This is a genomic window from Bradyrhizobium sp. SRL28, assembly GCF_018596315.1.
GTDB lineage: Bacteria > Pseudomonadota > Alphaproteobacteria > Rhizobiales > Xanthobacteraceae > Bradyrhizobium.
Genome location: NZ_JAHEAG010000048.1, coordinates 1 through 22,812, shown reverse-complemented (window position 1 = coordinate 22,812; position 22,812 = coordinate 1). Strand labels below are relative to the sequence as shown.

The window sequence follows — 22,812 nt, the reverse complement described above, 5'->3', positions numbered from 1 at the left end:
ATAAAACTTTGCGTTGTCATTGGAAAAAAGGTGAATGGCGCGGGCCGCGGGAACTTTCAACCGCCGTGCCAGGGGCGCTTGCGGAACGCAACGAAGGGATTTGCCAGAGCTGCCGCCAGCGGGGAGTTGCCTGAATTCTCCGCCGTCATTGCGAGCCAACGGGTCGTGCGAATGCGCGCCCGTTGGCTCGCAATGACGGAGCAAGACCGGCGGCTAGCGCACACCCTCTCCACCCGCACCACGAGGTCCATCACTGCGACAGGTTGTTGACCTTGCGCACCCAGGCGCGCACGTCGGCCAGCACGTCCGGCAGCAACGCCTTGACCTCCTGCACGGTCATGCCGGGCTTGATCCGGGGATCGTAGAGAAGGTTCAGCAGATACTGGTCGTAGACATCGAAATAGCCCATCGACACATTGTCGTTGAACATGGTCCAGGGCACGCTCGCCGTATCGTTGATCGGTCCGAGCGATTGCAGCAGTTCCTCATAGGCGCAGTCGAAGAAGACGAAGTCGCCATTGTCGACGGTGAGGATCACGTCGGAATGCTCGATTTCGAACTTCTCGTTCTTGCGAAAGCCCGACAGGCATTGCGGGTCGAGCGAAGAGCGAATCTCTTTCGCCCGTTCACTGCCGTAGAAGGTCGCGATGGTGCGCTGGAGATCGCGGTCGCGCACCAGCTTTACCTGCACATTGGCGTCGTCGCTGTCCCCGACCATGGCGATATCGAGGTGCTGAACGCGCGCGGCGATGTCGGCCACGATTTTCGCAAGCTGCGTCTTGCGGTCGGCCCGGGTGCCGTCGGCAAACACCCGCACCGGCCCGTCATATTTGCGGATGCGGTCGACGCGGCCGGCGAGATGATATTCGGCGCCGAACGCGGTCTTCAGAAAGCCTTCTGTGATCTCGCTATCGGTGAAGATCTTTTTCTCGGTGCGCTGGCGCTGCGCGATGGCGGGAATGTCGGCGAAGGCGGTGCATGGCACGAAGGTCTCGCCGAGCGCAGCGGCGCTTAAGGCCGCCGCTAGCGTCTGCAGGTACAGGAATCGGCGAGGCGTGCGCATTCAAACGACGCTGCAGCAATCGGCGCGCCCGTGCAAGGCGCGATCACGCGTTTCGCGCGCGCAGCCGCACAGAATTCCGTGATGCCACTTAGTTCTTCACGACAACCGGGGTGCCGACGGACACGCGGCTATAGAGATCGGTCACGTCTTCATTGGTCATGCGGAAGCATCCGGACGACACCGCCTGTCCGATCGTCTCCGGCTCGTTGGAGCCATGAATACGATAGAGCGTCGATCCCAGATACATCGCCCGCGCGCCGAGCGGATTGTCGATACCGCCCTTCATGTGGCGCGGCAGATCCGGCCGCCGCCTCAGCATCTGGGCCGGCGGAGTCCAACTCGGCCATTCCTTCTTCGCGCTGATGCGGTGGGTTCCACCCCAGCGGAAGCCGTCCCGGCCAACACCGATGCCATAGCGTATCGCTTGGCCGTTACCGAGCACGAGATAGAGCCTGCGCTCGGCCGTGCTGATCAAAATTGTCCCGGGCGCGTAACCGCCGGAAAAGCTCACGGTCGTGCGCGGGATCGGGCTCGATCCGCTGGGCATGCCGGGTCGGAAGAAACCGGGGCCACCGCCCATGATGTCGCGCGAGTCGTCGAAGAGGTTTGGAAAGCCTTGGGCCCGTGCCTGGCCGGCTCCCGCCAGCACCACTACCGCCGCAAACAGAAATGCAAAAGCCCGGGTCATTTTCTTCCTCGTGAAAAAATCTCAATATGCTGGAGACAGGCCATAATTGCGGCGATCGTGCAAGCAACGAGGCCGTGACTACAGCCATTTTCAAGCACCGCGGTTAAAAAAGGCAACCTGCCCCAAGCGATGGCTGCATTGTTCCCTAAACCTTTGACGAAACGTGCGAACAATGATTGATCGTCAGCGGCTCCAAAGAACAAGCGCGAAGGGGAACGAGACAATGAACGGTGCGGAAAGTCTGGTGCGGACATTGGTCGCAGGCGGCGTGGATGTCTGCTTCACCAATCCCGGCACCTCGGAGATGCATTTCGTCGCCGCACTGGACCGGGTCGAGGGGATGCGCTGCGTGCTCGGCCTGTTCGAGGGCGTGGTGACGGGCGCCGCCGACGGCTATTACCGCATGAAGGGCACGCCGGCGTCGACCCTGCTGCATCTCGGCCCCGGCCTCGCCAACGGCCTGGCCAATCTGCACAACGCCAAGAAGGCCAATTCCGGCATCGTCAACATCGTCGGCCAGCACGCGACCTATCACATCGGCTACAACGCCCCGCTGACCTCTGACATCGAGGGGCTGGCGCGCCCGATGTCATCCTGGGTGCGGACCTCGCCGGATGCCAAGTCCGTTTCCGCCGATGGCGCCGCCGCGATCGCCGCGGCGAAAAGCGCGCCAGCGCAGATCGCCACGCTGATCCTGCCCGCCGATACGGCCTGGAACGAGGCCGACGGCATTGCGCCGGTGCCGGCGGAAAGCCAGCGCGCCAATTATTCCGCGCAGGCCGTGGACCATGCTGCCAAGGTGCTGCGCAACGGCGGCGCATCGACGTTGCTGCTGATGACCGGCAGCGCGCTGACCGAGCACGGGCTGGCGCTGGCCGCCCAGATCGCGGGCAAAACCGGCTGCAAGGTGATGGGCCAGACCTACAATCCACGCATGGCGCGCGGCAAGGGCCGGTTCGCGATCGACCGCATCCCTTACGTGATCGAGCAGGCGCTGCCGATCCTGAAAGACTTCAAGAACATCGTGCTGGTCGAGGCCAACGACCCCGTGGCGTTCTTCGCCTATCCGAACAAGCCGAGCATGCTCAAGCCGCAGGGGTGCGAGGTGCACCGCATGACCTCGGGCGCCGAAAATTCCGTCGCTGCGCTCGAAGCGCTGGCCGGCGCGCTTCACGCGCAGCCGTCCGACCGGCAGCCGCAGAAGCTGGTCGAACTGGCAAAGCCGACCGGTGCGCTGACGCACGCCTCGATCGCGCAGGCGATCGCGATGGCGATCCCGGAAAACGCCATCATGGTCGACGAATCCGTCACCACCGGGCGCGGCTTCTTTCCGCCGACGGCGGCCGCCGCCCCGCATGACTGGCTGCAGAACATGGGCGGCTCGATCGGCTTCTCGACGCCGGTCGCGACCGGTGCCGCGGTGGCGTGTCCCGATCGTAAAGTCATCTGCATGGTCGGCGACGGCAGCGCGATGTACACGCTGCAATCGCTGTGGACGCAGGCGCGCGAAGGCCTCAACGTCGTCACGATTGTATTTGCCAACAAGATCTACCAGATATTGCGTGGTGAGTTCGACGGCGTCGGCGCCGGCGAGCCGGGACAGCGGGCGCTCGACATGCTCAAGATCGACCGCCCGACCTCGACTTCGTAGCCCTTGCCAAGGGCATGGGCGTGCCGGGCCGCGCGGTCGCCAATGCCGACGATTTCGTCAAGGCGCTGGCGGAAGCGATCGCCGAACCGGGACCGCGGCTGATCGAAGTGCAGATGTGAGGGGGCAACTGCTCGAGGTTTGAGAGAGCCGGAACGCCGAATAAGATCGTCATTGCCTGCGACAAACGCGAAGCGTTTGCGCAAGGGAGCGTAGCGACGAAGCAATCCATTCCTCCGCTTGCGGCACTATGGATTGCTTCGCTACGCTCGCAATGACGGCGGGATTTGTGGGGAAGCGTCATGCAGACCGAACTGAACAAGGTCATCAGCGCACTTCACGAGTTCTACGCGCACGAGACCTTTCTGCTCGAAAAGGAGGCCGGTGAACGTGCGCTGACGCACCGGCTGGCGGTGCATTTCGAAAAGCAGTTCCCGGGTTGGGAGATCGATTGCGAATACGACCGGCTGGGCGACCGCACGCTGCGGCTGCCGCACGGAACGATCGTCTCGACCGACGATCACCTCGCCAAATCCATCTATCCCGACATCGTGGTGCACCAGCGCGTCATTCCCAATAACCTGCTCGCGGTCGAGGTGCGGAAATCGGCCAATCATCAGCCGCTCGAACATGACCAGCACAAGCTGCGGGCGCTGACCGATCCGCATTTGTGGTTCGCCTACTGGATCGGCGTGCTGCTGACGCTCGGCAAGACGCAGGTCACGATGTCGGAAGTCTATACCAGCGGCGTTTTCGACCAGACCCTTTCCGGCTGGTTCGCAGCGCGGCTGAAGGATACGGGCTTGAGCGCAGGATGAAGCCTGCCAACGGAGATTTTTTGATGACGCTTATTCGATCGATCCTGACCATCGCCTTTGTCGCGGTCGCGCAGCACGCGCTGGTGCACGAGGTTCGTGCGCAAGCGGCTCCCGCGCCCGACCTGGAGGCCATCCTCGCCCATCCCAAAATCGTCAAGACGCTCGACGACATCAAGGCCGACGACGAGCGGACTTTGGCCGAACAGAAGCGCATCACCGAAATCCCGGCGCCGCCGTTCAAGGAAAAGGTCCGCGCCGAATACTATCAGAAGCGGATGCAGGAGCTCGGCTTCAAGGATGCTGCCATCGACAGCGAAGGCAACGTCATCGCGCTGCGCAACGGGACCGGCGGCGGCCGGCCCAAGCTCGTGGTGTCGGCGCATCTCGACACGGTGTTTCCCGAAGGCACCGACGTCACCGTGAAGGAGAAGGACGGCGCCATCGTAGCGCCGGGCATCGGCGACGATTCACGCGGGCTTGCGGCGATGCTGTCGCTCATCAAGGTAATGAACGAAAACCAGATCGCGACCGTCGGCGACATCATGTTCGTCGGCACGGTCGGCGAGGAGGAACTCGGCAATCTCCGCGGCGTGAAGGCGCTGTTCCGCGATCACACCGATATCGACGGCTTCATCTCGATCGACGGGCTCGGCATCACCCGCGTCGTCAACCAGGCGACCGGCAGCCATCGCTACGAGTTCACCTTCAAGGGCCCCGGCGGGCATTCGTTCCAGGAGTTCGGATTGCCGAGCGCGACGCATGCCATGGGCCGGGCGATTGCGAAAATCTCGGAGCTGCAGCCGCCATCCGATCCCAAGACCACGTTTACCGTCGGCACCGTGAACGGCGGCACCTCAGTCAATGCCATCGCCGCCGAAGCACGGATGGCCGTCGACATGCGCTCGAACTCGACCGATGAACTGCTCAAGCTCGAGGCGCGGCTGCTCGACCTCGTCAAGGAGGCGGTGGCGGATGAAAACGCGCGCTGGAAATCGGACAAGATGACGGTGGAGACCAAGCTGATCGGCGACCGGCCGGCGGGCATCGTCGCGATGGATTCCCCGATCGTGCAGGCCACCCAGCGCGCGGTGTCGGCTGTCACCCGGGGCCCGCGGCCGACCTTTGCTGGCTCCTCGACCGATTCCAACATCGCGATGTCGCTCGGAATCCCGGCCGTCACCATCGGCGGCGGCGGGGAGGGGGGCAACTGGCACTCCCGCAACGAATGGTACAAGCCGGTTAACGCCTGGTACGGCCCGCAGAACGCGCTGTTGACCGTCCTGATCCTGACCGGCCTCGATGGGGTCACCAAACCGGCGCTTGTGGAGCGAAAAGCCGCCAAATAGGGCCTGAATTGTCCCCAAGGCCGTTAACCATGCCCCCGATTGGACAAATTGTCGGCCAATTGCGGACAAAGCGGTAACCGATCATCGTTCCCCAGTAGTTCTACGTGCGTAGGGGATGTGGCATGGCGTACAGAATCGTGGCGGAACGGGGAAACGAGACCGTCAGAATGGACAGAAGCAGTTCGCTGATGGCGGTCGCAAAGGCGCGGGTGTGGGCAAGCGAAGGCTGGGAAGTCACCATCATCGTTCGCGATCAAGAGGTTGTTCCGCCCACCGAGACTAATCGTCGGCTGTTGGCTTACGCGTGATTTCCGGCCCTGGCGGCGGTAGGCCAGCCAGGAGCAAAGCTCTGTCCAAGTTTTGAGGTGGAACCGGCGACCTCGGCCGGCGTTATGGTTGCGGGCAGGCTTTGAGGAGCAGTGCCATGCAGTGGCGCTCAGCAATCACGGAAGCCGACGCGATGCGCGGCACCGAGGACGACCACACCTTCTACGCAACAGGATGGACCATCAGTGGCCTGGCAACACTAGGCACCATCGTCGCGATCTGGCTGCTGGGGATCTGACTTAAACCTACCTCTGCGCGACCCGCTTGCCGCCGGTCACGAGCAGTCCCGCCCTGCGCCCGAGCAACAAGCCGAGCACCACCAGCAGGCACCACACCGGAAAGAAGAACAGCGTCAGGATGCCGGCCTCTTCGGGGTCGGTGCGCAACAGCCATTTGACGAAGCCGATCGGCGCGAGCAATCCGACCGCGCCGCCGGCGAGGGTGATGATACCAATCACAAGCTTCTGAGCGGTCATCGTCGGCTATCCGGCAATGGCTTCGTGCAAATTGACTGGCTGCAAACACGACGCGAAGGTTCGCAGCATGGATTGCGCGCGAAAGAAGCCAAGACGTTGAGCGGTTGCCGCGCTCAAGATCCATCGAAGAGCTCGACTGTTTAAACCCTGTCCCACATTCCAAACTCGCCGCCATTGCAATCAAAAAGCTGGCGCAATCAAAAAGTTGGCGGCATCCCGTGCGGCTCTCCAACCGCGTCAAGCTACTGTCCTAAGCCCAGCCACCGAAAAGATTGCGATCACAACCTCGCTTCGGCCTGGTCTCTAGTCGTCCCACGTGCGCTCTCCGCACCGGCATTCGAACATGTGGACGATGGAGCCCGAGCGCGAGTTAACCATCGTTCGAATCAGCTTTAATCTTTCACCACAGGAACGGCAGGTCTTGTGCGTCGTCTCGCTTTCCAAAACGGCGACTTTCTCAGCGAGGAATAAATCCATGATCGCCCCCCAAAGTGCTGCCAGGAATGATTCGCCAGGTGCCGGGAAAAACCAACGAGATTATTGGGCCAGAAATCACTTTCGGCCGGAGCGTTGCCTTCCGGCATCGCGGTTACCGGTCGGGGGTTTCGCACTGCGGCATCTGATGGCCAAAGTGATGCGGGATCAATGCCGCAATGCGGGAGGTCCCTGACGTCTGCCACAAGCTCGTCTCAATGTAGTCCCGAATCACATTTTTACTCGGGCTTTGGGCGATGACGATTGTTTTTCACTTATTGAAAAGTTTTAATGATGGTTCAGGAAACCGACAGAATTATTGTCGGCGCTCGCTTTAAGATGAGCGAGCTTGGAGCCGATCGATGCCCAGAGCTGGCTGGCCAGACTGGCGTCGTTGTCGACGTCAGTCCCCGTACCACCGGCGTCACCGTGCTGTTCGATGGCGCCAAAAGATCGACTTGCCTGCACAGGGACTTCATATCTCCCATCGGGGGTAACGGATCGTGGCGCCGCTAGGCACGTTGCAGCGTCACTACCGGCGCTTCGTCGCGAGGAAATGGTGGACGCACAGGGATCGAACCGCGTCCAGTGATTCACGGCAAGGTCCCACTGCCCACACCCGAACGGGCGTAACCGATAGCATGTCTACCGCCCAAATGTTTGCGATCCGAATTAGCGACTCGGCTTTTGGCTTGCCGAGGTGACATTCTCGCTTGAGTGCGGGAGGCGTCCGTCCAGTCGGCGCGAAGCAATTTAGGCAGGGGCAACAGCCATGGATCGTCGGGGTGTATCGGAGGGCGTTCCTTTCGACCGCAAAGCTCTGTTCGGGCACGATGCCCCAGGCTCGTGGTGGCTTCCCCCGGATTCGTGGTCACTCTTCCCGATCCACACCGGAGGTAACAGCGCCGGCAATGGCGGCAACGGCTATTTTGCAGGGAGCCTGACCGCGACGAGCTACGCTGCTTTCGAACCGCTCAACGTGGCGCAGGCCGGCTTCCATGCGACAGCCACCGCCCATCAGACGAACATCGCGTATATTGATCAGTCCGCCGCCCAGATCGCGGGAGTTGGCGGTGATGGCGGCAATGGGAATGCCGCATCAGGCGGAAATGTTGGCGCGTTCGGCCTCAACGCTGGCCTACCCGCTGGCATGATCGGTACCGGTCACAGCAGCGCCGGCAATGGTGGCGATGGCTACTTTTCCGGATCTATGGTGCATGCGCCCGTCGCGATCTATAACCCGGTCAACATTGCGGTGGCCGGCTCCCATGCGACAGCCGACGCCCATCAGACGAACATTGCCTATTTTGATCAATCCGCGACCCAGATCGCGGGAGTTGGCGGTAGTGGCGGCAACGGCAATGCCGCATCAGGCGGAAACGTCGGCGCGTTCGGGTCTGGCGCCTCGGACGCGATCAGTGCGGGTGAGAACAGCGCCGGCAACGGTGGCGATGGATACGCTTATGGGGGCCTCGTTCACGCGACCTTTGCGTTTTACTATCCGATCAACATCGCGGTGGCGGGATACAATTCCACTGCTCACGCTGATCAGACAAACAATGTGGTGTTCGATCAATCCGCTGTTCAGATGGCCGGCGTCGGCGGTGATGGCGGGAACGGCAATGCCGCGACTGGCGGAAGCGCGGACATTTTCGCCTCCCTCTTCGAATTGATTGGCTCTGACGTCATCGCGACCGGTAACAACAGCGCCGGCAACGGCGGCAACGGCCATTTCGCAGGAAGCATGGTCGACATCGACGTGGCCATCTACGCCCCGATCAACATTGCGGTCGCCGGCTACAATTCAACCGCCGAGGCTCACCAGATCAACAACGTCCAGTTCGATCAGAGCACGATCCAGATGGCTGGAATCGGTGGTGATGGCGGCCACGGCAACGCTGCGTTTGGTGGCGATTTCGCCATGCAGCTGTTGTCGGACCTCCACTTGCTGGATCATGCCTAGAGCCTTTTTCCGTCTCGATAGAATCGAAACGGGACTCCAGATTTTTGTTTGACGCGTTTTCTTGACGCGAGCCCACCCCGGATCAAGCCGGGGTGGGCTTTTGCTTGAGAACGCCCTGGCGGCATTGGAGCTCGCCAGATCCCGGCGGCGAGAGGGCAGCCTTTCGGGCGTACACGGTACACAAGGGGTGGCATCAGCTTTGGCAGCTAGATCGATCCGGCATCCAAATCCAAGATCGTCGCTGTCCACATTGGGACGCACAGTGTGCAAACCAGCTCAGGGAGACTCACATGGCTAAGGCAAAGGCATTTCCTTCCGATACGATCGTGATCAAGGCTTCGACCGGCGGCAACAGCGCTGGCAACGGTGGAGACGGCGTCAACAAGGGTGACATCACCAGCAAGCCCAGTATCGAGTTCAACCCGTACAACAAGGCTGATGGCGCCGACGTCGACGTCAAGACCGGCGATCATGTTAATCAGAAGGCCTATTGGGACGCCGGGGGAGCGAATGCGAAGGCGGAGAAGCATTCGAAAGCAGAGGGTGGAAAAGCCGTATCGAATGGCGACCAGGAATCGGACAGCGGCCACAACAAGTCCGACGTGGACGCCAACACGAAGGCCTATCAGGACAACTACCTCAAGGCCGACATGAGTCAGAACGTGTGGGCCGGTGTCGGCGGCGATGGCGGAGACGAAAACTACGCGAAAGGTGGTGACGTTGACGTCAATATCCTGAACGACTCGCTCAACAGTCACGAGACCTACTATATCGACGGGCACGGCTGATCGACGCTTCCGAGGGGCAGAGAACCGGCAGCGGGGGCTGCCGGTTCTCACTTCGCCAGCTAAGCCGGCGAACAACGGAGCGGCAAGGATCAGACTTCAGATATCTGGCGGGAACGCAATGCCACCGCTTCACCTGCAAACGATGTCACCACCGCGAACCCCGTTGAACGCAGCCTTGCGGGCTTGCGCGGCATCGCTCGGACTCGTTTTCGCGTATAGCTGCAGCTACAATCTCCTTCTTCTCGCGCCTTCCATCTATCTGCTTCAGATCTATGATCGCGTGCTGTCGAGCCGCAGCGGCGATACGCTGTTGATGCTGACGCTCATCGTTGCGTTTACCGTCGTGGTCGGCGGCGTGCTTGATGCGCTGCGCCGCGCTGCATTGGGCCGAATGGGCGAGTGGCTTGAAGAAGAACTCCATCCGGCAGCGCTATCCGCGTGCTTCAAATACGCCTATGAAGCCGATCGGGCGCGGGCGTCGGAGGCCTATCGCGACCTTACGACCCTGCGTCAGTTCGCTCAGTCCGGGGCCTGTTCGACCTTGCTTGACGCGCTCTGGACGCCGCTCTTCCTCGGCGTCCTTTTCCTCGTGCATCCCTTGTTGGGAGTGATCGGCGTACTCAGCGCGCTTCTCGTGCTTGGTCTCGGGCTTGCCGGAGACCGGCTCACGCAAGGCCCGCTCTCGCGGGCGGCTGCCGCGCTAACGAGGAGCCAGGGATGGTTCGGCATGGCTGTCGGAAACCTTCACGTGATCAGGGCCATGGGAATGCTCGACGGTGCCGCGCGCCTCATCGGCCAGGCTGCGCAGGATGCGAGGAGCGACCAAGGGCTGGTCCAGCGCCGCCACGAGACCATCATGATGATTTCCAAACCCGCGCGGGCGCTGGCGCAGGTGCTGATCATGGGCGCTGCCACCTGGCTTGTCCTGGAACAGCACAGAAGTCCCGCCATCATCTTTGCCACGAGCTTGCTGTTCGGACGCGCGCTCGCGCCCATTGAAGGGGCAATCGTAGGCTGGAAGGCGTTCGCAATGGCTCTTGCCGCCTACCGCCGGCTCAACGACATCATGGCCGCTGTCACCCCGGTTACGTACGTCAAGGCCCTCCCGGACAGGCCAAAGGGCGATCTCATCGTCAACAATGTCGGCGCCGCGCTGCCAGGATCGAACCATTTGTTCCTGAAGGGCGTGTCGTTCTGTCTCGCGCCCGGTGAATGCCTGGGCATTATCGGTCCATCCGGCTCCGGCAAATCCATGCTTGGCAAAATCATCACTGCCATCTCCGCTCCGACGGCAGGTTCGGTCCAGCTCGATGGCATCGACATTTCAGCCGTCCGAGATGCGGGCGAAGGCCGGCGCGTTGGATATCTGCCGCAGGATATCGATCTCTTCGGAGAAACTATAAAGGACATCATTGCACGGCTGGACGACGCCGATTTGCAGAAGGTCGTTAAAGCCGCGAAGCTGGCCGGCATTCACGAGACGATCATCCGGCTGCCGCAGGCGTACGATACCGTCGTCGTTGGCGGAGGCGCCAATCTCCCGCGCGGGTTTCGCCAGCGCCTCGGCCTTGCACGGGCGTTCTTCGGCGACCCGCACCTCGTCGTCCTCGACGAGCCGAACTCCAGCCTCGACTCGCTCGGCGAGCGCATGCTTTTCGACGCCATCGAATGGATGAAGGCGGCCAATACCACTGTCATCATCATCACCCACCGGATTGGGATCCTGGGCGTAACGGACAAGCTCGCCATCATGCAGGACGGCGCGGTTACCGCCTTCGGCGAGAGCAGGGAAGTTTTCGAGAGGTGTTTGGCCCGCCCGCAAGTTGCTTCACGCGAACCGGTGCAAGATCGTTCGGACCAGAACTGCGAAGGCAGCATTGGCGCCTCGCCGCAACCGATCTCGCCATGAGTAGCGGCACGCCTTCTCCCTATCGCTTTGCCCGAAGGGAACGGGATCTCATGAAAATGTCATTCGCTCAGATCAAGATTCGAGAGGTTTCACGGTGGTTGAGATCGGTGGCGCCAGCGTTCTGCGATCGGCTGCGCCGGGTCACCTGGATCCACATCAAGCATTTTGACCTCTTTGCCCGAAGGGGGTGGGATCGTCTGAAAATTGCATTTGCTCGCGTTGAGATCTGGGAAGCCCCACGGTGGCTGAGATCGGCGCCGCCGGCGCTTCGCGAACGGCTTCGCGGTGTCACCTGGACAGGGAACCTGCTGGTGTTCGGCTTTGTCGTTGGTTTCGGTACCTGGTCAACCTATGCCCCGCTCGAGAGCGCCGCGATTGCCGTCGGCACCGTCGAATCCGAGTCGAGCCGCAAGACAATTCAGCACCTTGAGGGTGGCATCATCAGGCAAATTCTGGTCGCGGATGGCGACGTTGTCCGCGCGGGACAGACATTGATCTCGTTGGAGGACACCAAGGCTCGTGCCGAAACCCAGAGCCTGCAAGGTCAGTTGTGGGAGGCGATGGCGCGAGAAGCACGGCTGCAGGCGGAACAGCACGGAGAGGAGCGGGTGTCGTTTCCGGCCTGGCTGGAGACGGCACAGCGCGCTATTCCGTCGGTCACGGATATTCTTGCCGGCCAGCAAGCCATTTTCGAAACGCGCCGGCAGGTCTTTCAATCGCAAGTGGCCGTGAACCGGGAAAAAAGGTCGCAGGTAGAAAAAGAGATCGAAGGTCTCAGGGCGCAGGAAAGCGCGGCATCGAGGCGCATCGAAATTGTCCGCGAGGAGGCGGCGACCGTCGCCATGCTCGTCAACAAGGGTCTTGAACGGCGTCCGCGTCTTCTGAACCTCGAGCGGGAGATGGCTGACATCGAGGGGCGGCGGGGTGAGATTGTCGCGCAGATATCGCGCGCCGGGCAGGTTATCAACGAATCGCAGGCAACTCTTCTCAAACTCGAGAACGACCGCCAGAACGAGATCGCGCAGTCGCTGCGCGAGGTGCAAAACCAGATTTTTCAGATACGCGAACGACTGCAGGCGGCCGACGACCAGCTGTCACGAACGGCGGTCAAGGCCCCCCAGGATGGCGTGGTAACGGACCTGAGGATTCATACCCAAGGCGGCGTCATCGGCGCCGGCGCAGCTCTCATGGATCTGGTTCCCAGGCAGGATCGGCTTATCGTGATTGCGCGCGTCAGGCCCGAGGACATCGATGTGGTCCGTCCCGGACTGAGCGCCGACGTGAATCTCTTGCCCTACAACGAGCGCCGCGTACCACGGCTCCATGGGACTGTGATGCACGTTTCTGCCGACCGTCTTGTCGATAAGCGCACGGATCAGCCCTACTACGCAACGAAGATTCGAGTACAGGATCCGGCCGGCGCCGGGATCGATGGTGTCCAGATTATTCCGGGAATGCCGGCCCAGGTGTTCATCAAGACCGGTCGCGGCACGGTGGCGCTCTACGCCCTCAGGCCTCTGCTCGACAGCTTCAACAGCGCGTTCCGCGAGGATTAAGCTGCGACCGGAACTGCGAACTCCGGCAGCCCTCAGGATGAACGCACGCGTGAGTGCAGCGCATGACCGTTGGCTCGCCGGCTCCAGCGAACGACCGCCTCGGTGCGGTTATGCGCGGAGCATTTTCGCATGATGCGTTGAATATGCATTTTTACGGTGTTTTCCGAAAGGTTGAGCCTGACGGCAATCAGCTTGTTGGGAAGACCGAGCTGCAGCGCCTCGAGCACATGTTCTTCGCGTGGCGTAAGGTCGACCATCGCCTTCTCCGGCACAATCCTGGTGGCGCCGTTACTCTCGTTAGTTCCGAATAGCTTGGGCGCGTCGGAGCATTCCGATGTCGCCTTGAGGCTCGACGCTCCATTTTGCCCAACCATCGGTAACGGCCGGTAGACCCCGCCGGCAAGAACCAGGCGTAGCCCGGCGATAGCGACTTCGACCGGGATCGATATTGGAAAAAAGCCGCGCACTCCCCGTTGCATCACAGCTGAAGCCGTCGCGTCGTCGTCGCGATTTGACAACACAGCAACGAACGCTTTCGGGCAGGAATCTGAGAGGAGGGCGAGGCTATCCTCGATCGAAGGGTCGGTGATCTGCTTGTCCCCGATATTCAACGCAATCAAGCGGATATCTCTGCCTGATAACCAGTTCAGGCCACTCGTCGAAGCCATCTCGACGATCTCGAATTCAGCGAGTTCTCTCTTGAGGATATTGAGGATGCACGTACGCGCCAGGACATGCTGCTCGATGATCACGATCACCGGCGAGCCTTGTGATCCCTGGGCTAGTTCCGCGAGATTGGTAAAATCGTCCATGATATCCCCGAATTCAGAGAAAGGTTTTAGTCACTCCACCAATTTGATTTCCATTTTCCATGGAGCAAAGTCTGCCCCACACACTCTGCAGCGAATCGCTGCTAATCGCGACGTTGCTTCCGACTTTCGAGTTCGTTTGCAGGAACGTCGTCAGGGGACCTTCTGGTCCGTCGCAAAGGTCTAGCTGCTGCAAATATTGCGATACGCGCTCGCCGCCGCCGAATTCGCGGGGCCATCGACGACGTATGCTTCATCTTCCGTCACGAGATATAGAAACGGCCTATCTCCGGTATCTTCGCCCGACGCTTTTTTTCCTTTCACACGCCCGCAAATGGTGTCGACGGACTTCCCGAGTGTATTTTTGCGGATGGCCCGCTTCATCTCACCGAACTCGGCGGACGCCGGGTCCTCCAACTTCGCAGCAATCGTGGTCCTCGCCTTGATAACGACCGGATCGGACGTCTCAGCGGGCCGACCAGATGCCGGAGCCTCGACTTTCGCTTCGATGACGGAGGACTTCGCCTCTTTCGCAGCGAGACGGGATCTGTCACGGACGTGGGCAGTTGACGGCGCTTCCGTCTTCGCCGCGGCAACGGGCTTTCCCTTTGTTGTCGCGGAACTGGCCTTGGATGACGCTGGCGCCGGTTCAACCGGCCGACTGGCCGCCGTCATGTTGAGACGGCCGAGCCCGGTCGCGTCTGTGCACGCGTCCATGTTCGCTAGGGGAAGTGAAGGGTAGCTACAGCCAACCAGGGTCGCAGCTAGAGCACCAATAAGAAGCGTTCTCATGCCATTCCCTCATCAGGAGCCTGAGTTCCGCTCGCATTTCTTGCGGCGATCTAACAATGTTGCGCTGGTTGTCTATCCTTTGCGCAAAAGTATTAACTGCTCATTAAGCGCCCGGCTTTCGCCGCGGCAAGCTTTTGCATTGCCAATGCCGGCGCATTCAAATTTTGCGGTAGGTGAAAGCCCCATATTTCAGGGGCTGAATGGTGGACGCACAAGGGATCGAACCTTGGACCTCTCCCGTGTGAAGGTTGCGGGTCAAAAAAAGTCCAGTACCCCTGATAGCAGTTCGATAGCAGACCTCACGCGGAGGTTCGAGATGGGCCAACAGCCGACATCGCGCCTGTGCCGGAATGAAGAAAGAGGCCGCCGATTGAGTCGGCCTCTGAATCACTCATGCTTCGGCGCTTCGTTTTTACTTCTTGCGCGGATCGTCGGCTGGATCGATGAACTCGATGCCCCCCGGCCCAGTGAACACAATTTGGACGATCGTTTCTTCGCTTGTCGTCCAAACATAATGGGGGTGCTTCGCCGGCAGCGCGAAGACGGAGCCCGGCTTCAATGTCTCGCCTTTCGAGGGATCAAACTTTTCCCCCATGGCGTTCCCAAAGCTGCCACTCATCACGGTGACGACCTCGGAATAGGGATGAGTGTGCGGCGGAATTTTATAATTCGGCGGGAGTTTCACCCGCTGGACGATCGTCTCGGCCTTTGTTGGGTCACCGATCAGGATGGCGGTTTGCGCGCCCCTGAAGACCGGATGCTCTTTCCACGTCAGCCCATCGGGCTTGACCACCTTCATCGCATCTTGAGCCATCGCAGAACTTGCCAACGCGATCAAAGTGGCGGCGACAAAGGACTTGTTCATCCTAACCTCCTCTCACATGTTGCGAAGAAGGCTCAATAAGATACAGCAAAAACTCAAACTGAGCCACTTAAACTCATTTTCGGGTCGCCTTGAACCGTCGATCGCAAACCCAGTCCGAATTGGGTCACAAGCGGTAATGCGTAACCGATCAGCTTGACCGTCAGAAGCCGACAGGCCCTAGTATCAAGCCACTGATCGGTTGGACTGCCAGACCACGAACGCCGCTTCGCCGGCTGACGCTCGGCCTTCTTCAGCGTCTTCGCCCGGCGACCGACTAGCTTCACCGGCTCTCGCATCCAATCTTGATCGAGCCATTCTCGAATCGTCGGCAGCTTGCTGATGGCCTCGATCAACGGGTCCTGCGGAACGTGCGTATAGTGGCGGCTCATGTCGTCGGCGGCGTGGCCGAGTATCTGATCCTTCTTGTGTGGATGAACGCCCTCGACAACCAACTGCGTCGAGACGGTGTGCCGGGCGGTGTAGGGAGCCACGTCAAAGACCTGGCGCGCAAACTCTCTTCACGCCACGGCACGCTTCTTCCGCTTTGAATCCGCCGCCTGCGCCGAAAGGCGGATTCCCATAGCTCCGATGACCCGCATGACGGTCGCGAACTCCGGGTTGCCGCCCGCTCCAAGCGTCTTATAAAGACCCTCTCTAGTTACCCCGGCAGCCTTGGCGACCTCGCTCATACCCTGCGCTCTGGCAACAACATTGAGGGCGTCACGGACTTCGGCAGGGTCGCCGTCAGCGAGAATGAGACTCAGATACTCCGCGCGAGCTTTCGGGGTGCGAAGGTGCTCGGCGGCGTCGAATTTCTTAAGTTTGCTGACTTTCATCCTAGTCCTCCAATTTCTCGGCGATCTCAATTGCCTTCCTAATGTCCCGGCTCTGAGTTCGCTTGTCGCCACCGCAGAGCAAGATAACAAGGGCTGTCTGCGACGGGTGAAGTAGAGACGGCATCCGGGGCCGTGGTCGATCCGAAGCTCGGATACCGACCCGCCGACTGACTTCGCATCTCCGGTGTTTCCAGCAGCCACGCGGCTGATCCGGCGAACGATGTGAAGGACGGCGCGCTGATCTTTCAGGGCGGCCAGCCAGCGGGTGAATTCAGGTGTTTCGCGAACTTCGATCACGGATCACGTGCAATCCATGGATTACAAATTAGGTCTCCAAGCACGCCAACGCATAAAGAACATCATGCACAGCCATGCACGGATATTCCTACCCTGTTCCGCCCTTTAAAGCTCTTCGATGCTCTCGGTGTGCCAGAGCTGGCGTAAATTTGTGAGGAGTTTCAATTTTTTGAATGGTGGACGCACAAGGGATCGAACCTTGGACCTCTCCCGTGTGAAGGGAACGCTCTCCCGCTGAGCTATGCGTCCGGGAAATGTGGGCGAACAATATGACCCGTCAGAGCCCGCGATTTACGAAGTACGGGCCCCTGGTGTCAAGCGATCAGTCGGGCCGTAATGCCGCGATTTCGCACGAAGCGGGGCGAATTACGCCCCCTGCTGACGGGCTCGCGATGCGTGGGACTGCAGCGCCCGGATGCGTTCGGCCAGCGTCCCGCCGCCTTCCGATACAGCTGCGGTGCCGGCGACGTCATTGGCGGGCTTGGCCGGGGTCTTCGGCACGGCCGGTTCCGCGGCCAGCATGGCCTCGATCGCCGAATTGGGGCCTTCGAGCTGCATGGCGAGCTTGGCGACCTCGGCGGCGATGTCGTTGATGCGCTCGCGCAATAGCGCGTTTTCCATCCGCTCGGTCTGCCACGAGCTTTCGGCCTGCTGCTGGATCGCGTTGATGTCACGCTGCAGTTTGGCGCGTTCGTCGCGGGCGACACGAAGCTGCTCCTCGACCGCGGCTTTCTCGCTGCGCAATTTCTCGACGATCGGCGATTTGCCGCCGTTCGTCGCCGCGATCTCCTCGCGCAATTCGCGTGCGGCACGTTCGGTGTTTTCGTTCGCCTGTCGGAGCTGGTTGTTTTCGTATTCGCGCTCGGCGAGGATCTTGCCTTGCATCGCCAGCCGCGCTTCGAGGTCGTTGACGCGATTGCCGAGCATCTCGGCTTCCTTGACCTGGACGATCAATTGCCGGTCGAGATCGGTGACGCGTTGGCTCAGGTTTTCGACGCGGCTGCGCGCTTCGCTCAGATCGTGCGTCGCGCGCTCCGACTCGGAGCGCTCCTGGGCGAGGCGAGTCTGCGTCGTCGAAAATTCCTTTTCGGCCTCGCCGACGCGGCCCTTCAGTTCCTCGATCTGCGTGCGCACCGCGACCAGCTCGACCTGGCGGCTGTCCGCCGTCATCGCACGATCATTCAATTCGTGATTGATCCTGGCGAGCTCGGCCTGCTTGTCGGTCAGCGCCTGCTCGGCGCCGCGCAGCATCTCGGTCTTGGCCGCGAATTCCTCTTCGGTGGCGCGCAACTGCTCCTTCACCGCCTTCTCGCGCGCTTCGAGCGAAAAGATCGTGGCGTTCTTTTCGCCGAGTTCGATCTTCATGCGGTTGATCGCGTCGCTCTTCTTGCCGAGTTCGGCGAGCTGGCTCGTGGTCTTGTTCTTGAGCTGCTCGACATTCATTTCGAGCCGTCGCGCCGACATCGCGAATTCCGCGCGCAACTGGTCCTTGTCGGCCTGGATTTCGGCCATCGACAGCGGGGTTGCCGCCTCGAGCCGCCGCGTCGTCAGCCGCACCGCACGGTTATGCACCAGCGGCACGATCATCAGACCGAACAGCATGGAGACCAGAAAACCGATCGCCAGGTACATGATCGGTTCGATCATCGATGGTTACTCCGCACAGACAAGGATTCGTTAATCACAATGCCACGCCCGGCCGTGGCCACGCCAGCCCAATGCCGCGTTAACCTGAATCCGCCTGGGGAAGACGCGCGTCGATGCCCGGAAACTGGCTCAGAAAGGGTTCCAGGTCGCGCGCGGGGTATATTTGAGATAGCCGACATTGGCGCCGAGCCGCAGTCCGATGCCGGAGCGGATCGGCACCAGCACGATGTTGTTGGCGGTCAGCGCGGTCATGCCGAAGCCACCGATGATATAGGCGGAGCCGTCGATGCCGACGAAGCGCTGATAGATCGCGTTGGTCGCGGGCAGGTTGTAGACCAGCGTCATGGTGCGCGCGCCGTCGCCGCCCCAGTCGAAGCCGACCGACGGTCCCTGCCAGTAGACCCGCAAGTCGCCGGCGTTCTTGGTGTAGAGCGTGCCTTCGCCATACCGCAGGCCCGCCACAAAAGCGCCTGAGCCTTCCTCGCCGAGCACATAGCCGTTGGGAAGGCCCCATTGGCTGACCGCGCGCTCGATGACCGAGGCAAGCCCGCGCGAGACGTTGCCAAAGAACTTGTGCCCGGCCGAAACCAGTTCGTCCGGTCCAAAGGTCTCAGGCCCGGCCTGGCGTTGCGGCGGCGGATAGGGCGCCGGCTGCGGCTGCTGCTGCGGATATGGTGCCTGCTGCGGCTGCTGCGCGGAAGCCTGCGCGGTCCAGCACATCAGCGCGGCAAACGTCACCGCGGCAAGGCGTGTAGCAAACGTCATGAAAGAACCCCTGGCATCGAAATTCTGGCCGCCGCCTTAACCTGACGCCAACAAGCTTGGCTCTAGGTTGCGCCCAGTGTCCCCTCGACTCGCATGTTATCGGCACCAACTATGACGGCACAACGGCAGGAAAGATACGGTTCGCGCCCCGGAATAGCCCTTTTTGCCTTATTGGCAGGCTTTTTTGCTGCGCTCAGCCTTGATTTTGCCGCGCGGGCTGCGACCACCGAGCGGGTGGTGGTGAACCGCTATTCCGGGCTCGCCATCGAGGGCTTCGATCCCGTCGCCTATTTCACGGAATCCATGGCAGCCCAAGGGTTGCCCGACTTCGAAGCCCGCGGAGCCGGCGCCATCTGGCGTTTTCGCAACCAAGGCAACCGTGCCTCTTTCGTGGCGCATCCGGAGATCTACGGGCCGCAGTTCGGCGGCTACGACCCGGTCGATGTGGGACGAGGGGTAACCTATGCGGGCAACCCGCGCTTTTGGGTGGTCGCGGGCCAGCGGCTCTATCTGTTCGGCCACGAGAAAAACCGCGATGCGTTCGCCGCCGAGCCACAGCGTTTCCTGAAAGATGCGCTCGCGCGCTGGCCGGTGCTGGAGCGAGGGCTCGCGCAGTAGTTGCGAGCGGCCGTAGCCCGGGCGAGCGCAGCGACCCCGGGGCGGTGCCAGCCAAATGGAATATCCGTTGGTTTTGTTACCGCTGGTCCCGGGGTCGCTTCGCTGGCCCGGGCTACGAAACTCAAATTGCCGCGTTCGGATCGCCCCAGGCGATGAATTCCGGAACGATGAAGTCCTTCCGCCCGGTGCCAAAAACCAGCGCCGCGCCGCTTGAATCCGTGATCCGGCCGCCGGCGGCCGCAACGACGGCCTGGCCCGCGGCCACGTCCCATTCCGAGGTCGGCGACAGCCGCGGATAGATATCGACCCCACCTTCGGCCACGCGGCCGAATTTGACCGCCGAGCCGAGTTCGCACCGTACCGCGCCCGGCCTTTCGGCAATAAAGGCTTCGGTCCTGGCATCGCCATGCGAGCGGCTGACCGCGACCGTCCACGGCTGGCCGGGCGCCGGGCAAGGGCGGGTGCGAATCTGTTCGATCAGCGGTTTGCCCTTGCCAAGCGTCAGCCGTTCCGCGCCGCGGCCGACAATGCCGCGCCAGATCAGCCCGAGCGCAGGCGCGCTGACGATGCCGAGCAGCGGTGTTCCATGGGTCACCAGCGCCAGATTGACGGTGAATTCGTTGCGGCCCGCGACGAATTCCTTGGTGCCGTCCAGCGGGTCGATCAGGAAGAAGCTTTCCTTAAAGGGCAGCACAGTGGACTGGGTGCGCTCTTCCGACAGCGACGGTATTTCGGGCGCCACCTGCGCAAGGCCCTCGGCGATGATTCGGTCGGCCGCCAGATCGGCCTCCGTTACCGGCGAGCCGTCGGTCTTGCCGTCGACTTTCATGGCGGAACGGTTGACGGCAAGGATGGCGGCGCTGGCCCGGATCAGGATGTCGGTCAGCGGTTCGATCAGCGCGGCGGCGGCATCGCGGTCGAGTGCGGGTGGATGTGCCTCATTCATGAGCCAGGCCTATTTGCTGTTCGTCCTGCCTTACCATTGCCGCCCCATGCTGGCAGCAGGGGGCTGCGCAGTGTATCAAACCGATAAGCACGCGTGATTCGTAACTGCCCGCCAGCAATTTGCGATTCGGCGGCTTTCCAGGAACCCATGATGTCTGGCACTTCGTCTCCCGGTCCGGCTCCCGATGCCCTCGAACTCGCGGCGCTGTTGTGTTCGCGCGTCTGTCACGATCTCATCAGCCCGGTTGGCGCCATCGTCAATGGGCTTGAGGTGCTTGACGACAACCCGAAGCCCGAAGACCGCGATTTCGCGCTCGATCTGATCCGCAAGAGCGCCAAGACCGCCTCCGCACGTTTGCAGTTCTGCCGCCTGGCGTTTGGAGCTGCGGGATCGGCGGGCGCGCAGATCGATCTCGGCGATGCGCAGACCATGGCGCGCGGCCACATCGAGGACGGCAAGATCACCATCACCTGGAATCTGCCGCGGCTGTTGCTGCCGAAGAACCGCGTCAAGCTGCTGTTGAACATGCTGATCATTGCGCAGCAGACGATCCCGCGCGGCGGCACGTTGACGATCGATCCGATCGGTGACGGCGAGACGATGAGTTTTCGCGTCACTTCTTCCGGCCTGAACGCCCGCCTGCCGCAGAACATCGCTGATCTCTTGAGCGTGAATTCGACGGCTTCCGTCGATGCGCATGCGGTGCAGCCTTACTATACGCGGCTGTTGGCGCAGGCCTGCGGGCTGAGCGTGACGCTTGCGCCCGACGGGGAAAAGGTGGTCGTTACCGCGGCCTGAAGCGCGTAAAAGCGCAAACATGGTTAACCAACGGTTTAAAACGAGCGGCAGAATTCATTTCAGCCGCTTATCTCTTTGTTGATCCCGTTCTTTTCCATTTGAGCAACCAATATTAAACGCTTTGCATAGAAGCTGGCCATGTTCCGTAAGGCGCGTCGATGTCGCGTGCCGGTGCGTACGAAGGCCAGTTTCATGGATGATTTGTTGCGGGAGTTTTTGACCGAAACCAGCGAGAGCCTGGATACGGTCGACAATCAGTTGGTGCGGTTCGAGCAGGACCCGAGCGACGCGAAGATCCTCGATAACATCTTCCGCCTGGTCCACACCATCAAGGGCACCTGCGGCTTCTTAGGATTGCCGAGGCTGGAAGCGCTGGCCCATGCCGGCGAGACCTTGATGGGCAAATTCCGCGACGGCATGCCGGTCAAGGCCGAAGCCGTGACGCTGATCTTGAGCAGCATCGACCGCATCAAGGAAATCCTCGCCGGCCTTGAAGCCACCGAGACCGAGCCCGAAGGCACCGACGAAGATCTGATCGAGAAGCTGCATGCGATGGCCGAAGGCGCCAAGCATGCCGAGCCGGTTGCCGCGCCGGTCCCCGTGGTCGCCGCACCCCCGGTGCAGCCCGCGATCACCCAGGAAGTCGTCAAAGGCACGCTGGTCGACCAGGTGCTGGAACGCCAGCTTCGTCCCGGCGAGGTCTCGCTCGACGACCTCGAGCGCGCCTTCCGCGAGACCGAGACCGAAATAGCTCCTGCGCCGAAGCCCGCGCCCGCCGCCAAGCCGGCCGCGCCCGAGCCGGAAGCCAAGGAAGTCGCCAAGGAAGCCACCAAGGCAAAGCCTGCCAAGCGCGCCGCTGTCGCCGACACCGACGTTCAGGAAGCCGACAAGATCGCCAACCAGTCGATCCGCGTCAACGTCGACACGCTCGAACATCTGATGACCATGGTCTCCGAGCTGGTGTTGACCCGCAACCAGCTGCTGGAAATCTCCCGCCGCAACGAGGACACCGAGTTCAAGGTGCCGCTGCAGCGGCTCTCCAACGTCACCGCCGAACTGCAGGAAGGCGTCATGAAGACGCGGATGCAGCCGATCGGCAATGCCTGGCAGAAGCTGCCGCGCATCGTCCGCGACCTCTCCGGCGAACTCGGCAAGCAGATTGAACTGGAGATGCACGGCGCTGACACCGAACTTGATCGGCAAGTGCTCGACCTGATCAAGGATCCGTTGACGCACATGGTGCGCAACTCCGCCGACCACGGCCTGGAGACCCCGGCCGAGCGGCTGGCCAGCGGCAAGGGCGAGCAGGGCACGATCAGGCTGTCCGCCTATCACGAGGGCGGCCACATCATCATCTGCATTGCGGACAATGGCAGAGGACTC

At 61.4% G+C, this 22,812-nt stretch carries 22 protein-coding genes, 1 tRNA gene and 2 pseudogenes; 12 read left to right on the top strand and 13 right to left on the bottom strand.

What is annotated here, in order from left to right; genetic code table 11:
• Positions 1-250: 250 nt before the first annotated feature.
• Both KIP88_RS39840 and KIP88_RS39835 read right to left on the bottom strand, forming a co-directional pair.
• The gene (locus KIP88_RS39840; protein ID WP_214493597.1) at positions 251-1,063 is read right to left on the bottom strand and encodes a DUF2927 domain-containing protein; all 813 of its coding nucleotides are present in this window, start codon (positions 1,061-1,063) and stop codon (positions 251-253) included.
• 88 nt (positions 1,064-1,151) lie between these two features.
• Positions 1,152-1,751, bottom strand: coding sequence for a L,D-transpeptidase (locus KIP88_RS39835; RefSeq protein WP_214493596.1), 600 nt, complete (start codon positions 1,749-1,751; stop codon positions 1,152-1,154).
• A 223-nt stretch (positions 1,752-1,974) separates the two neighbouring features.
• On the opposite strand from KIP88_RS39835, the pseudogene KIP88_RS39830 reads away from it, so the two are divergent.
• From KIP88_RS39830 to KIP88_RS39810, 5 genes and pseudogenes are all read left to right on the top strand, one after another.
• Positions 1,975-3,521 (top strand): annotated as a pseudogene (locus tag KIP88_RS39830) (acetolactate synthase large subunit).
• 180 nt (positions 3,522-3,701) lie between these two features.
• Complete coding sequence (locus KIP88_RS39825) at positions 3,702-4,217, top strand: hypothetical protein (RefSeq protein ID WP_214493595.1); 516 nt, start codon at positions 3,702-3,704, stop codon at positions 4,215-4,217.
• A 23-nt stretch (positions 4,218-4,240) separates the two neighbouring features.
• On the top strand, positions 4,241-5,563 hold the full coding sequence (locus tag KIP88_RS39820; RefSeq protein ID WP_249791377.1) for a M20/M25/M40 family metallo-hydrolase: 1,323 nt from the start codon (positions 4,241-4,243) through the stop codon (positions 5,561-5,563).
• A 122-nt stretch (positions 5,564-5,685) separates the two neighbouring features.
• On the top strand, positions 5,686-5,871 hold the full coding sequence (locus tag KIP88_RS39815) for a hypothetical protein (RefSeq protein ID WP_214493593.1): 186 nt from the start codon (positions 5,686-5,688) through the stop codon (positions 5,869-5,871).
• A gap of 116 nt (positions 5,872-5,987) precedes the next feature.
• Positions 5,988-6,128, top strand: a complete 141-nt coding sequence (locus tag KIP88_RS39810; RefSeq protein WP_214493614.1) for a hypothetical protein — start codon at positions 5,988-5,990, stop codon at positions 6,126-6,128.
• Between the two features lie 7 nt (positions 6,129-6,135).
• Here KIP88_RS39810 and KIP88_RS39805 read toward each other — a convergent pair whose 3' ends face one another.
• Positions 6,136-6,366 carry a hypothetical protein gene (locus KIP88_RS39805; protein ID WP_214493592.1) on the bottom strand — a complete coding sequence of 77 codons (231 nt, stop codon included), beginning with the start codon at positions 6,364-6,366 and terminating at the stop codon, positions 6,136-6,138.
• Positions 6,367-7,819: 1,453 nt separating this feature from the next.
• Here KIP88_RS39805 and KIP88_RS39800 point away from each other — a divergent pair.
• The 4 genes from KIP88_RS39800 (at position 7,820) to KIP88_RS39785 (ending at position 13,056) form a co-directional block, all read left to right on the top strand.
• Complete coding sequence (locus tag KIP88_RS39800) at positions 7,820-8,803, top strand: hypothetical protein (RefSeq protein WP_214493591.1); 984 nt, start codon at positions 7,820-7,822, stop codon at positions 8,801-8,803.
• Positions 8,804-9,093: 290 nt separating this feature from the next.
• The gene (locus KIP88_RS39795) at positions 9,094-9,591 is read left to right on the top strand and encodes a hypothetical protein (RefSeq protein WP_214493590.1); all 498 of its coding nucleotides are present in this window, start codon (positions 9,094-9,096) and stop codon (positions 9,589-9,591) included.
• Between the two features lie 118 nt (positions 9,592-9,709).
• Complete coding sequence (locus KIP88_RS39790) at positions 9,710-11,500, top strand: type I secretion system permease/ATPase (RefSeq protein ID WP_374226571.1); 1,791 nt, start codon at positions 9,710-9,712, stop codon at positions 11,498-11,500.
• A gap of 50 nt (positions 11,501-11,550) precedes the next feature.
• The gene (locus KIP88_RS39785; protein ID WP_249791376.1) at positions 11,551-13,056 is read left to right on the top strand and encodes an HlyD family type I secretion periplasmic adaptor subunit; all 1,506 of its coding nucleotides are present in this window, start codon (positions 11,551-11,553) and stop codon (positions 13,054-13,056) included.
• Between the two features lie 32 nt (positions 13,057-13,088).
• Here the strand turns inward: KIP88_RS39785 and KIP88_RS39780 are convergent, their stop codons facing one another.
• The 9 genes and pseudogenes from KIP88_RS39780 to KIP88_RS39740 all read right to left on the bottom strand — a co-directional run bounded on the left by KIP88_RS39780 (position 13,089) and on the right by KIP88_RS39740 (position 19,067).
• Positions 13,089-13,814, bottom strand: a complete 726-nt coding sequence (locus KIP88_RS39780) for a response regulator transcription factor (RefSeq protein ID WP_308163749.1) — start codon at positions 13,812-13,814, stop codon at positions 13,089-13,091.
• A 234-nt stretch (positions 13,815-14,048) separates the two neighbouring features.
• The gene (locus tag KIP88_RS47135; RefSeq protein ID WP_249791375.1) at positions 14,049-14,657 is read right to left on the bottom strand and encodes a hypothetical protein; all 609 of its coding nucleotides are present in this window, start codon (positions 14,655-14,657) and stop codon (positions 14,049-14,051) included.
• A 412-nt stretch (positions 14,658-15,069) separates the two neighbouring features.
• Positions 15,070-15,522: a cupin domain-containing protein gene (locus tag KIP88_RS39770; RefSeq protein WP_214493589.1), complete on the bottom strand. Its 453-nt coding sequence runs from the start codon at positions 15,520-15,522 to the stop codon at positions 15,070-15,072.
• 53 nt (positions 15,523-15,575) lie between these two features.
• A complete protein-coding gene (locus KIP88_RS39765; protein ID WP_374226570.1) occupies positions 15,576-16,013 on the bottom strand; it encodes a hypothetical protein in 438 nt (145 codons plus the stop codon).
• A 27-nt stretch (positions 16,014-16,040) separates the two neighbouring features.
• A complete protein-coding gene (locus KIP88_RS39760; RefSeq protein ID WP_214493588.1) occupies positions 16,041-16,358 on the bottom strand; it encodes an addiction module antidote protein in 318 nt (105 codons plus the stop codon).
• A gap of 1 nt (position 16,359) precedes the next feature.
• Positions 16,360-16,655: pseudogene (locus KIP88_RS48710) on the bottom strand (type II toxin-antitoxin system RelE/ParE family toxin).
• A 174-nt stretch (positions 16,656-16,829) separates the two neighbouring features.
• Positions 16,830-16,904, bottom strand: a tRNA-Val gene (locus KIP88_RS39750).
• 117 nt (positions 16,905-17,021) lie between these two features.
• Entirely contained in the window at positions 17,022-18,302 is a 1,281-nt protein-coding gene (locus tag KIP88_RS39745; protein ID WP_214493587.1) for a hypothetical protein, read from the bottom strand.
• Between the two features lie 129 nt (positions 18,303-18,431).
• Positions 18,432-19,067 carry a DUF1134 domain-containing protein gene (locus KIP88_RS39740; RefSeq protein ID WP_214493586.1) on the bottom strand — a complete coding sequence of 212 codons (636 nt, stop codon included), beginning with the start codon at positions 19,065-19,067 and terminating at the stop codon, positions 18,432-18,434.
• 111 nt (positions 19,068-19,178) lie between these two features.
• Between KIP88_RS39740 and KIP88_RS39735 the strand changes: the two genes are divergently transcribed.
• Positions 19,179-19,685 (top strand): YHS domain-containing (seleno)protein, encoded by a 507-nt coding sequence (locus tag KIP88_RS39735; protein ID WP_249791374.1) that lies wholly within the window; start codon positions 19,179-19,181, stop codon positions 19,683-19,685.
• A 121-nt stretch (positions 19,686-19,806) separates the two neighbouring features.
• Here the strand turns inward: KIP88_RS39735 and cysQ are convergent, their stop codons facing one another.
• Complete coding sequence (gene cysQ, locus KIP88_RS39730; protein ID WP_214493584.1) at positions 19,807-20,631, bottom strand: 3'(2'),5'-bisphosphate nucleotidase CysQ; 825 nt, start codon at positions 20,629-20,631, stop codon at positions 19,807-19,809.
• Positions 20,632-20,781: 150 nt separating this feature from the next.
• On the opposite strand from cysQ, the gene chpT reads away from it, so the two are divergent.
• Both chpT and KIP88_RS39720 read left to right on the top strand, forming a co-directional pair.
• Positions 20,782-21,429, top strand: coding sequence for a histidine phosphotransferase ChpT (gene chpT, locus KIP88_RS39725; protein ID WP_214493583.1), 648 nt, complete (start codon positions 20,782-20,784; stop codon positions 21,427-21,429).
• Positions 21,430-21,621: 192 nt separating this feature from the next.
• Positions 21,622-22,812 (top strand): chemotaxis protein CheA (locus KIP88_RS39720; RefSeq protein WP_214493582.1); only part of this gene is annotated, 1,191 nt, incomplete at its 3' end.

Coding starts and splice junctions, on each gene's coding strand:
- KIP88_RS39825 (WP_214493595.1), top strand. CDS start 3,702: ATGCAGACCGAACTGAACAAGGTCATCAGCGCACTTCACGAGTTCTAC.
- KIP88_RS39745 (WP_214493587.1), bottom strand. CDS start 18,302: ATGATCGAACCGATCATGTACCTGGCGATCGGTTTTCTGGTCTCCATG.
- KIP88_RS39795 (WP_214493590.1), top strand. CDS start 9,094: ATGGCTAAGGCAAAGGCATTTCCTTCCGATACGATCGTGATCAAGGCT.
- KIP88_RS39820 (WP_249791377.1), top strand. CDS start 4,241: ATGACGCTTATTCGATCGATCCTGACCATCGCCTTTGTCGCGGTCGCG.
- KIP88_RS39760 (WP_214493588.1), bottom strand. CDS start 16,358: ATGAAAGTCAGCAAACTTAAGAAATTCGACGCCGCCGAGCACCTTCGC.
- chpT (WP_214493583.1), top strand. CDS start 20,782: ATGTCTGGCACTTCGTCTCCCGGTCCGGCTCCCGATGCCCTCGAACTC.
- KIP88_RS39735 (WP_249791374.1), top strand. CDS start 19,179: ATGACGGCACAACGGCAGGAAAGATACGGTTCGCGCCCCGGAATAGCC.
- KIP88_RS39840 (WP_214493597.1), bottom strand. CDS start 1,063: ATGCGCACGCCTCGCCGATTCCTGTACCTGCAGACGCTAGCGGCGGCC.
- KIP88_RS39740 (WP_214493586.1), bottom strand. CDS start 19,067: ATGACGTTTGCTACACGCCTTGCCGCGGTGACGTTTGCCGCGCTGATG.
- KIP88_RS47135 (WP_249791375.1), bottom strand. CDS start 14,657: ATGAGAACGCTTCTTATTGGTGCTCTAGCTGCGACCCTGGTTGGCTGT.
- KIP88_RS39815 (WP_214493593.1), top strand. CDS start 5,686: ATGGCGTACAGAATCGTGGCGGAACGGGGAAACGAGACCGTCAGAATG.
- cysQ (WP_214493584.1), bottom strand. CDS start 20,631: ATGAATGAGGCACATCCACCCGCACTCGACCGCGATGCCGCCGCCGCG.
- KIP88_RS39835 (WP_214493596.1), bottom strand. CDS start 1,751: ATGACCCGGGCTTTTGCATTTCTGTTTGCGGCGGTAGTGGTGCTGGCG.
- KIP88_RS39810 (WP_214493614.1), top strand. CDS start 5,988: ATGCAGTGGCGCTCAGCAATCACGGAAGCCGACGCGATGCGCGGCACC.
- KIP88_RS39805 (WP_214493592.1), bottom strand. CDS start 6,366: ATGACCGCTCAGAAGCTTGTGATTGGTATCATCACCCTCGCCGGCGGC.
- KIP88_RS39790 (WP_374226571.1), top strand. CDS start 9,710: ATGCCACCGCTTCACCTGCAAACGATGTCACCACCGCGAACCCCGTTG.
- KIP88_RS39785 (WP_249791376.1), top strand. CDS start 11,551: ATGAAAATGTCATTCGCTCAGATCAAGATTCGAGAGGTTTCACGGTGG.
- KIP88_RS39770 (WP_214493589.1), bottom strand. CDS start 15,522: ATGAACAAGTCCTTTGTCGCCGCCACTTTGATCGCGTTGGCAAGTTCT.